Source organism: Pseudomonas sp. RtIB026 (assembly GCF_016861355.2).
Classification (GTDB): domain Bacteria; phylum Pseudomonadota; class Gammaproteobacteria; order Pseudomonadales; family Pseudomonadaceae; genus Aquipseudomonas; species Aquipseudomonas peradeniyensis.
In genome coordinates this window covers 656,380-668,511 of the sequence record NZ_AP023348.2, presented here as the reverse complement: position 1 = coordinate 668,511, position 12,132 = coordinate 656,380, and the positions used below count along the sequence as shown (strand labels likewise).

Annotated in this window: 10 protein-coding genes and 1 pseudogene; 4 read left to right on the top strand and 7 right to left on the bottom strand. The window is 63.0% G+C overall.

Annotated elements, in window-relative coordinates:
• Positions 1 to 50: 50 nt before the first annotated feature.
• Positions 51 to 1,700, bottom strand: a complete 1,650-nt coding sequence (locus tag PRtIB026_RS03005) for a GMC family oxidoreductase (protein ID WP_203649229.1) — start codon at positions 1,698 to 1,700, stop codon at positions 51 to 53.
• A 239-nt stretch (positions 1,701 to 1,939) separates the two neighbouring features.
• On the opposite strand from PRtIB026_RS03005, the gene PRtIB026_RS03000 reads away from it, so the two are divergent.
• Positions 1,940 to 2,827, top strand: coding sequence for a LysR family transcriptional regulator (locus PRtIB026_RS03000; RefSeq protein ID WP_203649231.1), 888 nt, complete (start codon positions 1,940 to 1,942; stop codon positions 2,825 to 2,827).
• Here PRtIB026_RS03000 and PRtIB026_RS02995 read toward each other — a convergent pair.
• Genes PRtIB026_RS02995 through PRtIB026_RS02985 form a run of 3 tightly spaced genes read right to left on the bottom strand, consistent with a single transcriptional unit; the run spans position 2,816 to position 5,834 of the window.
• Positions 2,816 to 3,634, bottom strand: coding sequence for a sulfite exporter TauE/SafE family protein (locus PRtIB026_RS02995; protein ID WP_203649233.1), 819 nt, complete (start codon positions 3,632 to 3,634; stop codon positions 2,816 to 2,818). The genes PRtIB026_RS03000 and PRtIB026_RS02995 overlap by 12 nt on opposite strands.
• Positions 3,631 to 4,908, bottom strand: coding sequence for an NAD(P)/FAD-dependent oxidoreductase (locus tag PRtIB026_RS02990; RefSeq protein ID WP_203649235.1), 1,278 nt, complete (start codon positions 4,906 to 4,908; stop codon positions 3,631 to 3,633). Before PRtIB026_RS02990 ends, PRtIB026_RS02995 begins: the two co-directional genes overlap by 4 nt.
• Before the next feature lie 41 nt (positions 4,909 to 4,949).
• Positions 4,950 to 5,834: an MBL fold metallo-hydrolase gene (locus tag PRtIB026_RS02985; RefSeq protein ID WP_203649237.1), complete on the bottom strand. Its 885-nt coding sequence runs from the start codon at positions 5,832 to 5,834 to the stop codon at positions 4,950 to 4,952.
• Between the two features lie 245 nt (positions 5,835 to 6,079).
• Here PRtIB026_RS02985 and PRtIB026_RS02980 point away from each other — a divergent pair, with 245 nt between their 5' ends.
• Positions 6,080 to 7,378, top strand: coding sequence for a sigma-54 interaction domain-containing protein (locus PRtIB026_RS02980; RefSeq protein ID WP_203649239.1), 1,299 nt, complete (start codon positions 6,080 to 6,082; stop codon positions 7,376 to 7,378).
• A 45-nt stretch (positions 7,379 to 7,423) separates the two neighbouring features.
• Here PRtIB026_RS02980 and PRtIB026_RS02975 read toward each other — a convergent pair whose 3' ends face one another.
• Entirely contained in the window at positions 7,424 to 8,413 is a 990-nt protein-coding gene (locus PRtIB026_RS02975; protein WP_203649241.1) for a threo-3-hydroxy-L-aspartate ammonia-lyase, read from the bottom strand.
• An 89-nt stretch (positions 8,414 to 8,502) separates the two neighbouring features.
• Positions 8,503 to 8,715 (bottom strand): hypothetical protein, encoded by a 213-nt coding sequence (locus PRtIB026_RS02970; protein ID WP_232855501.1) that lies wholly within the window; start codon positions 8,713 to 8,715, stop codon positions 8,503 to 8,505.
• On the opposite strand from PRtIB026_RS02970, the pseudogene PRtIB026_RS02965 reads away from it, so the two are divergent.
• Positions 8,671 to 8,889: pseudogene (locus tag PRtIB026_RS02965) on the top strand (2Fe-2S iron-sulfur cluster-binding protein); the annotation flags it as partial. The gene PRtIB026_RS02970 and the pseudogene PRtIB026_RS02965 sit on opposite strands and share 45 nt — an antisense overlap.
• 102 nt (positions 8,890 to 8,991) lie before the next feature.
• Positions 8,992 to 9,627: a LysE family translocator gene (locus tag PRtIB026_RS02960; RefSeq protein WP_203649247.1), complete on the top strand. Its 636-nt coding sequence runs from the start codon at positions 8,992 to 8,994 to the stop codon at positions 9,625 to 9,627.
• Between the two features lie 80 nt (positions 9,628 to 9,707).
• Here the strand turns inward: PRtIB026_RS02960 and gyrB are convergent, their stop codons facing one another.
• On the bottom strand, positions 9,708 to 12,128 hold the full coding sequence (gene gyrB, locus PRtIB026_RS02955) for a DNA topoisomerase (ATP-hydrolyzing) subunit B (protein ID WP_203649257.1): 2,421 nt from the start codon (positions 12,126 to 12,128) through the stop codon (positions 9,708 to 9,710).
• Positions 12,129 to 12,132: the final 4 nt, after the last annotated feature.

Genomic DNA, 12,132 nt, shown 5'->3' with positions numbered 1-12,132 from the left:
CACTGCCGACGACTTGCGACCACAAGCCGCCGCTGTTGCAAACACCCGGGTCAGGGCGTCGGTATCGCGCTGGCGTCGCTGAGGTTGGTCTGGGTATTGGCCCCCTTGAGGATCAGTTGTGCCGCCTTTTCGGCAATCATCAACGTGGGTGAACAGGTATTGCCGGAGACGATCTGCGGCATGATCGAGGCGTCGGCCACGCGCAGGCCTGGGATGCCATGCACGCGCAGCTGGTTATCCACAACGTCGAGCGTGCCGCTGCCCATGCGGCAGGTGCCCACCGGGTGGAAGATGGTGGTGCCGATCTGAGCGGCGGCCTGGTGCAGATCTTCGTCGCTCTGCAGGGCAGGGCCTGGCAAGTACTCGCGAGGATCGAACGCCGCCAGGGCAGGGGCCTGGACGATGCGCCGGGTGAGGCGGATGGCCTCGGCGGCCACGCGCAGGTCCTCGGGGTCACTGAGGTAGTTGGGGTCGATCACCGGCGCGGCATTCATGTCCGCCGAGCGGATGTCGATGCGCCCACGGCTCGCCGGGCGCAGGTTGCACACCGAGGCGGTGAAGGCCGGGAAGCGATGCAGCGGTTCGCCGAAACGGTCCAGCGACAACGGCTGCACGTGGTACTGCAGGTTGGCGGTTGCCTGCTCGGGGCCTGAACGGGCGAAGGCGCCCAGCTGGCTCGGCGCCATGGCCAGCGGGCCGCTGCGGTCGTAGGCGTAGCGCAGGCCCATGCCCAGCTTGCCCCACAGGCTGTTGGCCATCTGGTTGAGGGTGCGGGTGTTGCGGATCTGGTAGATCAACCGCAACTGCAGATGGTCCTGAAGGTTGCCGCCAACCCCGGGCATATCGTGGCGTACACCGATACCCAGGTCTTCGAGCAGCTTGCGTGGGCCGATGCCGGAGCGTTGCAGAATGCCGGGCGAGCCCACGGAGCCCGCGCACAGGATGATCTCTCGACGGGCGGCGAACTCATGCCAGGCACCTTGCCACAAGGCCTTCACCGCCCGGGCGCGGGTATTGTCGAGCAGCACCTGGTCGACCTGTACGCCCGTCAACACTGTCAGGTTGGGGCGCTTGAGGATGGGCCTGAGAAACGCCTTGGCCGAGTTCCAGCGCACACCGCTGCGCTGATTGACCTGAAAGTATCCACAGCCGGCGTTGTCACCCGTATTGAAGTCGCCGACCTTGGCAATGCCACTCTGCTCGGCGGCATCGCGGAAGGCATCGAGGATCGGCCAGCTGTAGCGCTGCTGCTCGACCCGCCATTCCCCCTCGACGCCGTGGCTGTCGCTGGCGCCGGCGAAGTGGTTCTCGCTGGCCTTGAACAAGGGCAACACATCCTTCCACGCCCACCCGTCATTGCCTTGCTCGGCCCAGCGGTCGTAGTCGGCGGCCTGGCCACGCATGTAGATCATGCCGTTGATCGACGAGCAGCCGCCCAGCACCTTGCCCCGTGGATAACCCAGGCTGCGACCGTTCAGGCCGGGCTGGGCCTCGGTCTTCAGGCACCAGTCGGTGCGTGGGTTGCCGATGCAGTAGAGGTAACCGACGGGGATGTGAATCCAGGGATAGTTGTCGCGGCCACCCGCCTCGAGCAGCAATACGCGGCACGAAGGGTCGGCGGACAAGCGGTTGGCCAGCAGGCAACCGGCGGGACCGGCACCCACGACCACATAGTCGTAGACAGGATCGGCTGATGGCATGTGCAACCTCGCGCCTGATTATTATTCTTGTCCCGATCCATCTTATTGATTAATTTCGCCGAGGAAACACGAGATTTCGCGCAGCCGTTGTGCGTTTTAGCACAGCGCCATACCTGAGCCGGCCCCTTCGCGGGTAAACCCGCTCCCACAGGGTTATCGCCGAATTCAGGGTCGGCGGTGAGCCTGTGGGAGCGGGTTTACCCGCGAAAGGGCCAGCGCGAACAGCCAAAGGGACAAGCATGTTCGACTGGAACGATCTGCGGTTTTTCCTCGAGTTGCAGCGCAGCGGCCGCCTGCTAACCGCCGCCAAGCGCCTCAACACCACCCACAGCACCGTGGCCCGGCATATCGAGAGCATCGAAAAGCACCTGGGCACCGCACTGTTCGTCCAGCACGCCCAGGGCTACGAACTCACGCCCTCCGGCCAGGCCCTGCTCAAGCACGCCGAAGCCATGGAGAACGTCGCCCTGCTGGCGCAGGAAGAAATCACCCAGGCCATCACGCCGCTGGGCAAGATCCGCCTGGGGGTGACCGAAGGCATCGGCATCATGTTCTTCACCCCGCGCATGAAAGCCTTGTTCCAGCGCTACCCGGGGCTTGAAGTGGAGCTGGTGGCGGTGCCGCGTTTCGTCAGCATCCTCAACCGCGAAGCCGAGATCAGCATTCACCTGGAACGCCCCAACGCCGACCTGCTGATCACCCGCAAGCTCACCGACTACCGCCTGGCCCTTTACGCCAGCCAGGATTATCTGGACCGCGCACCGCCGCTGCACAGCCGCGAAGACCTGGCCCGGCACAGCTGGATCGGCTATGTCGACGACCTGCTGTTCAGCCAGGAGCTGCTGTTCCTCAACAGTTTCTGCCGGGCGCCCAACGTGGTGTTCCGCAGCACCAGCGTGATCGCCCAGCAGCAAGCCGCGCAGGCTGGGCTGGGTATTGCCGTGCTACCCAACTACATGGCTCGCCACGACTCCAAGCTGGTGCGTGTGCTGCCCAGCGAGACCATCCAGCGCAGCTACTGGATCTGCACCCGCCGCGAGCTGCACAAGTCGGTACGCCTGCGGGTGGTGTGGGACTACCTGCTGGCGCTGTGCGCTGCCGAACAGGACGAGTTGCTAGCCGAGTAGCGCCTTGCCCGCCAGCAGTACCGCAGCGCTACAGCCCACCACGGCGAACAGCTGCTGCAGACGAGGGCCGGCCAGCTTGCTCGCCAATGGCCGCGCCAGCAAGAGACCCAGCACCGCCCCCACGGCGAACGGCGCCCCGACCCTCCAGTGCATCACCCCCGCCACGCTGGCGCTGACCACGCTGCCGGTGGACACCAGGGCGATCACCGCCAGCGAGGTGGCGACGATGCTTTTCATGTTCAGGTTGGTATAGCGGTTCAGTGCCGGGATGATCACGAAGCCACCACCGACACCCAGCAGGCCTGACAGCAACCCCGACAGCATCCCGGTGAATGCCAGCGCCCGGGCGCAGGGCAGGGTCCAGCGCAAGCGCCCCTGCAGCGGGTTAAGCACACAGGGCATGATCTCCCGCTCACCACAGGGTGACTCGCCACGCAGCTCACGCGCCGCCTTGCGCCAGATCCGCAGGCAGGCGTACACCAGCACCCCGGCGAACACCAAGGCCAACGGCGTATTGGGGACTCGGTGAGCGAGCATAAGCCCGAAGGGCGCACAGGCAATCCCGATCACCGCGATAAACAGGGCCGCCCGGTAGCGCACCAGCCCCTGGCGCAGGCCGAGCACCGCACCGACCGCAGCTGCCAGCCCCACCGCCAGCAGGCCGATCGGCGCCGCCTCAACCATGCTCAGCCCCAGGCCGAACACCAGCAGCGGCACCGCGAGGATGCCGCCGCCTGCGCCGGTCAGGGCCAGCACCGCGCCAATGATCGCGCCGAGCCCGGCGCCCAGCAGTTGCTGTTCGATCACTGCTGCGCCTCGACCACCAGAGGTTGCGGCCGGGCCAACCACTCGCGGCCCTTGAGCATGGCTTTCCAGTACAGCGGCGGCAGGATCTGCGCCTTGAGCAACCAGGCCAGGCGCGTCGGCTTGCGGCCATCAAGCAGCCAGCGCGGGAAGCTCGGCGCGACCTTGCCGCCATATGTGAACTCGGCCAGGACGATCTTGCCGCGCTCGACCGTCAACGGGCAGGAGCCGTAGCCGTCGTACTGGGCCAGGGTCGACAGGCGACCGAGTGCCACCAGCACATTGTTGGCCACCACCGGCGCCTGCTTGCGGGCGGCGGCGGCGGTCTTGGCGTTGCTGGTATTGGCCACGTCACCCAGCGCGTGGACATTGCCGAACTGGCGATGACGCAAGGTATGCGGGTCGACATCCACCCAGCCCGCCGCATCGGCCAGCGGGCTCTGGCGGATGAAGTCAGGCGCCACCTGGGGCGGCACCACATGCAGCATGTCAAAGGCCTCGACCCGGGTCTCGGTGCTGCCGTCGGGGAGGGTACGGATGAACGTGGCGCGCTTGTTCGGACCATCCACCGCCGTCAGGCGATGCTGATAGTTCAGGTCCACGCCGTACTTGTCGATGTAGCTCATCAGCGCCGGCACATAGTCCGGTACACCGAACAGCACCGCCCCGGCATTGAAGAAGCTGGCCCTGACATTGCCCAGGTGCCCATTGCGCAACCAGTGATCGCAGGACAGGTACAGCGCCTTCTGCGGCGCACCGGCGCATTTGATCGGCATCGGCGGCTGGGTGAAGAGGGCGCGCCCCTGCTTGAGGTTCTGCACCAGTTGCCAGGTGTAGGGTGCCAGGTCGTAGCGGTAGTTGGAGGTGACGCCGTTGCGTCCGAGGGTCTCGCTCAAACCCTCGATGGCGTTCCAGTCGAGTTTCAATCCCGGGCAGACCACCAGTTGCTCATAGCTGACCGCTCGCCCGTCCTCGAGCACCACCAGCTGCCCCTGAGGGTCGAAGCCCTCCACCCGTGCCTTGATCCAGCGCACGCCACGGGGCAGGGTGGCCGCCATGGTCTGGGCGGTACTCGGCGCCTTGAACACACCGGCGCCGACCATGGTCCAGCCGGGCTGGTAATAGTGCACGTCGGCGGGGTCGATCAGGGCAATATCCAGCGACGGATCACGGGCGATCAGGCTGGAGGCGGTGGCGATACCGGCGGCACCGGCGCCGACGATCACCACCTTGTGGTGGTCGGCACGGGAGGAATCGGCAGGGGACAGGGCAGGCATGGCGGTGTTCCTTGGAAATCTCGTTATGGGTACGGCGTGGCTTACAGCTTGTTCAGCGGGATCTTCAGGTAGCTCACACCGTTGGCTTCAGGTTCGGGGAATTGCCCGCTGCGCATGTTGATCTGCACCGACGGCAGGATCAGCACGGGCATGTCGAGGGTCTTGTCACGGGCTTCACGCATTTCGACGAAGCTCTCTTCACTGACACCTTCGCGGATATGAATGTTGTTGGCGCGTTGCTCGGCCACGGTGGTGACGTAACACAACTCACGACCACCGGGCAGGTAGTCATGGCACATGAACAGCCGGGTCTGGTCGGGGAAGGCCAGCAAGCGACGGATCGACCGGTACAGGGTCTTCGCGCTGGCGCCCGGAAAATCGCAACGGGCGGTGCCATAGTCGGGGGTGAACAAGGTGTCGCCGACGAACACTGCGGTCTCGCCCGCGTCCTCGACCATGTAACTCATGCACGCCGGAGTATGCCCTGGGGTGTGCAGGGCACGGGCATGCAGGTTGCCGATGCGAAATCCCTCTTCATCTTCGAACAGGACATCGAACTGGCTGCCGTCACGGGCAAAACCCGGCTCGGCGTTGAACAGGGTGCCGAAGACTTTCTGCACCTGGGTGATCTGCGCACCGATCGCGATGGTGCCGCCAAGCTGCTCCTTGAGGTAGGCCGCGGCGGACAGATGGTCGGCGTGCACATGAGTATCCAGGATCCATTGCACCTTGGCGTCCAGCGCCTTGACGCGAGCAATCAGCTTGTCCGCCGAATCGGTGCAGGTGCGCCCTGACTTGGGGTCATAGTCCAGCACGCTGTCGATCAGCGCGCATTGGCGCGTCTCGCCATCCATGACCAGGTAGCTGATGGTCCAGGTCGCCTTGTCGAAGAATGCTTCGACGTGAAGGTTGTTGCCGATGATCATTGCACTCTCCAGTTATCCCAGGCCTCCTTGAAGGCATAGGCAGTGGAGGGTGCTTTATCAAGATACATGCCAGCCTTTCAGATAGGACGCCGCCCCCTTGTAGGAGCGGCCTTGTGCCGCGATGGGCTGCGCAGCAGCCCCATTCCAACCAACCAAAGGTGACAGTTCCTGGCAGTCGACTGTCAGCCGATGGCAGTGTTTGGCAGTCCTTGCTACCCTCGCCAGGTCCTTCATCTGGTGCTGTCATGCTAGCCGCTTCCCATCCCGCGATCCTCGCGCTGGTGTCCTACCTCGAACACGATGTCCTGCCCAGTATCGTGTTGGACACCGACTACAACATCCTGGCTGCCAACGCGGCGTACCGTCGCCAGTTCGGCAACGAGGAGCACGCGCCGATCGGCGAAAAATGCCACCGGGTCTCGCACCACTATGCCGTGCCCTGCGACCAGGCCGGGGAACATTGCCCGCTGCGCAAGTCGCTGGACAGCAAGGTGCCCGAGCGTGTGCTACATATCCATCACACCCCGCGAGGGCCGGAACATGTGGATGTGGAGCTGCGCCCGATCCTCGATGACGAGGGCAGGGTGGTAGCCTTCGTCGAACGCCTGACCAGCGTCACCCTGGCATCGGCACAACCTCAACAGCAAGGACTGGTTGGCCGGGCGCCAGCCTTCAAGACCGCCGTGGCCAGTTTGCAACGTGCAGCCCCTGCGCAGATTCCGGTACTGCTCCAGGGCGAGTCGGGCACGGGCAAGGAGCTGTTCGCCCGCGCCTTGCACCTGGGCAGCCCCCGAGCCAATGGCCCCCTGGTGGTGGTGGACTGCACCGGGCTGACCGAGTCGTTGTTCGAGAGTGAACTGTTCGGCTATGAGAAGGGCGCCTTCACTGGAGCGACTCAACGCAAGATCGGCCTGGCCGAAGCCGCTCACGGTGGCACCCTGTTCCTCGATGAGATCGGTGAAGTACCGCTGGCGATGCAGGTGAAACTGCTGCGCCTGATCGAGTCCGGCAGCTTCCGCCCGGTCGGCAGCACGCGTACGGTCCATTCGGATTTTCGCCTGGTCTCGGCCACGCACAAGCCATTGAAAGAGATGGCTGCCGAGGGGACATTCCGCGAAGACCTGTATTACCGCATCAGCGGATTCCCGATTCGCCTGCCATCACTGCGTGAGCGGGTCGAGGATTTGCCGTTGCTCTGTGAGAGTCTGCTGCAACGCATGGCCGGCAAGCACTCGCCCAAGGTTACCGCCGAAACACTCTCGTGCCTCAACCTGCATACCTTCCCAGGCAACATTCGTGAGCTCAGGAACATCCTGGAACGGGCCAGGCTGTTTGCCGATGACGGTTTCATTCGTCCGGAACATCTGCCCGAAGACATCCATCCGATGTCAGATCAGGGCCACTTGCGCAGTCGGGGGCGCAAAGAAATGGCCTACCTGGCGCACGCCCTGGAAACCTTCAAAGGATCACGCAACGAACTGGCAGCACATCTGGGCATGAGTGAACGCACGCTGTATCGGCGACTCAAAACCCTCGGGCTGTAAATGTTCCACGTGAAACATCCCGAGGATTTGAGTCGTTACCTGCTGTCAGCGGGTCGCGGCGCCCTCGGCTTCGAGTAGCAAACGCGCATAGTGCTGCAGGTCGACGTTACCGCCGGTGAGGATGACCCCGACTCGCTTGCCCCGCAGCCGTTCGCGCAGCTTCACTACCGCTGCTGCCGCCAGGCAGCCGGTGGGCTCGACCAACAGGTTCATGCGCTCAGCCAGAAAACCCATGGCCTGCAGCAACTCCGCGTCCGATACCGTGACCATGTCGCTCACCAGCTGCTGGATCAATGGAAAGGTGATCGTCCCCAGCGACTGCGACTGCGCGCCGTCGGCCAGGGTCGCTGGCGTGTCGATGCTCACCAGTTTGCCGGTGCGGAAGGACTGCTGACCGTCGTTGCCGGCCTCGGGTTCGACCCCGATCACTTCGCAGTCGGGGCTGCGTAAATGCGCCGCCAGGGCACAGCCGGAAATCAGCCCACCGCCGCCCACCGGTACCAGCAATACGTCCAGCGGGCCAGTCTCCTCGAACAGCTCGAGCGCCGCGGTGCCTTGCCCGGCGATCACATCCGGGTGATCGAACGGAGGGATCAGCGTGTAACCGTGATCCAACTGCAACTGACGGGCGATGGCGAGACGGTCTTCGCGGTAGCGGTCATAGGCGACCACAGTGGCACCGTAGCCTTCGGTGGCTGCCCGTTTTGCCGCAGGGGCGTCGGCGGGCATCACGATCACCGCCGGCATACCCAGCTCCCGGGCGGCGAGGGCGACGCCCTGGGCGTGGTTGCCAGACGAATAAGCGACCACTCCGCGCTGCCGGCTGGCCGGATCGAGCCGCATCAGCGCATTGAGCGCGCCACGAATCTTGAAGGCGCCCATGCGCTGAAACTGTTCGCACTTGAAGAAGACCTGCGCATCAACCCGGGCGTCGAGGGTGGAGGAGGTAAACACAGGAGTACGGTGGACATGGCCTTGCAGGCGGTCGGCTGCGGCTTGCACGTCCTGGACTGTAGGTAGCGATTGTTCGGTCATGGCGATTCCTTGGCACGAAGACACGCACGGCAGCCAGATTAGCTGCCGTGCGCGTGTTTTACGAGAGGCTGTGCCTCGCGTCTCGCTGATCAGTGGGTCGAAGCCGCCACCAACTGGTTGAGGTGACTGACACCGCCCATCAGGGTGCCGCCCCGGGTTTCAAAACCGACCATCCCTTTCCAGCCGGTGTACTGCATCGCGTCGACCAATGCCGGGAAATTGAGGGTGCCGCGGCCCAGCGCGCTGGCGAGTTTCGACCCGGGCGCGGCAGCCTGATCGACACGCTGCTCGACGCAGGTCATCTGGTCTCGTTCAGCTGCCGGGAAGGGGTGTGCGGCTCCTGCGAAACCACTGTGCTGGAAGGCACGCCCGACCACCGCGACTTCGTGCTCAGCCCTCACGAGCAGGAAGCAGGGAAGACGATGATGATCTGCGTGTCGGGTTGCAAGTCGCCTCGCCTGGTTCGGGACCTGTAAAGACCGCCGGTAATCGCAAGCGGTGCCGGCCATTCATGAGCAGGGCAACTATCTGTTACAGTCCGTCGAATCTATGTGGTGTTCCCCAGGAGATGTACAAGGATGTCGCTTCACGAATGGTTCGGTTTTGTCGTCGTCGCCATGCTGGTTACCCTGACCCCAGGTCCCGGGGTCATCATGGCGCTGTCCAACTCGGTGGCCTACGGACCGCGACGGGCGATGCTCGGCTCGATCGGCAACGCCTTCGGCTTGCTGGCAATCTCGGCCGCCACCAGTGCCGGGTTGGGGGTGGTGCTACAGGCGTCCGCCACCGCCTTACTGCTACTCAAGGTGCTCGGCGCGAGCTACCTGATCTACCTGGGCGTCAAGCAGTGGAGGAGCCGCACCAGCGCCTTCGACAAACTCGACCAGCCGGCCGGGCGCGCCTCCACCAATAACAGGCTGATGCTCAACGGCGTGACAGTGGCGCTGACCAACCCCAAGGCGATCCTGTTCTTCGCAGCGTTCCTGCCGCAGTTCATCCGTCCGGGCAGTGATTCGACCGTGCAGTTGGGCATTCTCGTGCTGACCTTCGCGGCCTGCTCGATCGTCTCCCACGCCTTATATGTGACCCTGGCCCAGGTGCTGCGTCGCAAGCTCGCCTCGCCGAACCGTGCGAGGTTGATGAACCGGCTGTTCGGCGCCTCGTTCGTGGCGCTGGGAGCGAGCCTGTTCACCGTTCAGGCGAAAGTTGCCTGAATATCAGTCATACCTGCTGATTCAAAAAAAAGCCAATACTCGCGTATTGGCTTTTTTCTTTTGCGTGTCCGACCGAAAGATCAGAAGTCCAGGTTGGACACCGACAGCGCGTTGCTTTCAATGAAGTCGCGACGCGGTTCGACCGCATCACCCATCAGGGTGTTGAACAGCTGATCGGCGGCGATGGCGTCCTCGATGGTCACCTTGAGCATGCGGCGCACGGTCGGATCCATGGTGGTTTCCCACAGCTGGTCCGGGTTCATCTCACCCAGCCCTTTGTATCGCTGGATGGTATGGCGCTTGGTGCTTTCGTTCATCAGCCAGTCGAGGGCTTCCTTGAACTCGGTAACTGCCTTGCGACGTTCGCCACGCTGAACATAGGCGCCGTCGCCCAGCAAGGTACCCAGCTTTTCACCCAGGGCAACGACAGTCTTGTAGTCATTGCTGCCGAAGAAGTCACGGTTGAAGGTGACATAGCTGGCCAAACCATGGGATGTCGTTTCAACGACAGGCAGCCAGAGGTTGCGCTCCTTGTCCTCATGCAAGTCGGCTTTATAAACCAGACCGGAGCGCTGGCTGTTATCCAGGCGCTGCTGGAACGCCTTCAGCCAATCGTCCATCTGCGCCTTGTTGGCCAGTTGCTCGAGAGAAACCATATTCAGGTAGATGAAGTGCTCGGTCAGCTCTTCCGGGTACAGACGCGACAGACGCTTCAACGTCTTCATCACACCGCGGAATTCATTTACCAGGGCTTGCAGCTGAACACCGGAGACGGCTGGCGCAGCTTCGTCCAGGTGCAGGCTGGCATCCTCAAGGGCCGACTGGGTCATGTATTCTTCCATGGCCTCGTCGTCCTTGATGTACTGCTCCTGCTTGCCTTTCTTCACCTTGTACAGCGGTGGCTGGGCGATATAGATGTAGCCACGCTCGACCAGCTCCGGCAATTGACGGAAGAAGAAGGTCAGCAGCAGGGTACGGATGTGCGAACCGTCGACGTCAGCATCGGTCATGATGATGATGTTGTGATAACGCAGCTTGTCGATGTTGTACTCTTCGCGGCCGATGCCACAACCCAGTGCGGTGATCAGCGTGCCGACCTCCTGGGAAGAGATCATCTTGTCGAAGCGCGCTTTCTCGACGTTGAGGATCTTGCCCTTGAGCGGCAGGATCGCCTGGGTGCGACGGTTACGGCCTTGCTTGGCCGAACCACCTGCGGAGTCACCCTCCACCAGGTACAGTTCGGAAAGGGCAGGGTCCTTCTCCTGGCAGTCGGCCAGTTTGCCCGGCAGGCCAGCGATGTCCAGCGCGCCTTTGCGGCGAGTCATCTCACGGGCCTTACGCGCCGCTTCACGGGCACGGGCAGCGTCGATCATCTTGCCGACCACCGCCTTGGCTTCGTTGGGGTTCTCCAACAGGAAGTCGGCGAAGTACTTGTTCATCTCCTGTTCCACGGCGGTCTTCACCTCCGAGGAAACCAGCTTGTCCTTGGTCTGCGAGCTGAACTTCGGATCCGGCACCTTGACCGAGATGATCGCGGTCAGACCTTCACGGGCGTCGTCACCGGTGGTGGCGACCTTGTTCTTCTTCGCCAGACCTTCCTGCTCGATGTAGCTGTTCAGGCTACGGGTCAGCGAGGAACGGAAACCGACCAGGTGGGTACCACCATCGCGCTGGGGAATGTTGTTGGTGAAGCACAGCAGGTTTTCGTTGAAGCTGTCGTTCCACTGCAGGGCGACTTCGACACCCACGCCATCGTCACGCTGGACGTTGAAGTGGAAGACCTGGGAATTGACCGGGGTCTTGTTGGTGTTCAGGTATTCAACGAATGCGCGCAGGCCGCCTTCGTACTTGAAGAACTCTTCCTTGCCGCTGCGCTCGTCCTTCAGCAGGATGCCAACACCCGAGTTCAGGAACGACAGCTCGCGGATACGCTTGGCGAGAATGTCCCAGCTGAAGTGGATGTTCTTGAAGGTTTCAGCCGAGGGCTTGAAGTGGATGTGGGTACCGGTGGTTTCGCTTTCACCGACGACCGCCATGGGTGCCTGTGGCACACCATGGACGTAGGTCTGTTCCCAGATCTTGCCGCTACGACGAACGGTGAGCACCAGTTGCTCGGACAGGGCGTTCACCACCGAAACACCTACGCCGTGCAGACCGCCGGATACCTTGTAGGAGTTGTCGTCGAACTTACCGCCGGCGTGCAGGACGGTCATGATGACCTCGGCTGCGGAAACGCCTTCTTCTTTATGCACGTCGACTGGAATGCCACGGCCGTTGTCACGGACGCTGATGGATTCGTCCGGGTGAATGATGACGGTGATGTCATCGCAGTGACCGGCCAGGGCTTCGTCGATCGAGTTGTCGACCACCTCGAACACCATGTGGTGCAGGCCGCTGCCGTCATCGGTGTCGCCAATGTACATGCCGGGACGCTTGCGTACGGCATCCAGCCCTTTCAGCACCTTGATGCTGGAGGAGTCGTACGTTTGATTTTCGCTCATGCCT

Bases quoted from the DNA above. Each gene is read 5' to 3' on its own strand.
- PRtIB026_RS03005 (WP_203649229.1), bottom strand. From the start codon at position 1,700: ATGCCATCAGCCGATCCTGTCTACGACTATGTGGTCGTGGGTGCCGGT.
- PRtIB026_RS03000 (WP_203649231.1), top strand. From the start codon at position 1,940: ATGTTCGACTGGAACGATCTGCGGTTTTTCCTCGAGTTGCAGCGCAGC.
- PRtIB026_RS02990 (WP_203649235.1), bottom strand. From the start codon at position 4,908: ATGCCTGCCCTGTCCCCTGCCGATTCCTCCCGTGCCGACCACCACAAG.
- PRtIB026_RS02985 (WP_203649237.1), bottom strand. From the start codon at position 5,834: ATGATCATCGGCAACAACCTTCACGTCGAAGCATTCTTCGACAAGGCG.
- PRtIB026_RS02980 (WP_203649239.1), top strand. From the start codon at position 6,080: ATGCTAGCCGCTTCCCATCCCGCGATCCTCGCGCTGGTGTCCTACCTC.
- PRtIB026_RS02975 (WP_203649241.1), bottom strand. From the start codon at position 8,413: ATGACCGAACAATCGCTACCTACAGTCCAGGACGTGCAAGCCGCAGCC.
- PRtIB026_RS02970 (WP_232855501.1), bottom strand. From the start codon at position 8,715: ATGACCTGCGTCGAGCAGCGTGTCGATCAGGCTGCCGCGCCCGGGTCG.
- PRtIB026_RS02960 (WP_203649247.1), top strand. From the start codon at position 8,992: ATGTCGCTTCACGAATGGTTCGGTTTTGTCGTCGTCGCCATGCTGGTT.
- gyrB (WP_203649257.1), bottom strand. From the start codon at position 12,128: ATGAGCGAAAATCAAACGTACGACTCCTCCAGCATCAAGGTGCTGAAA.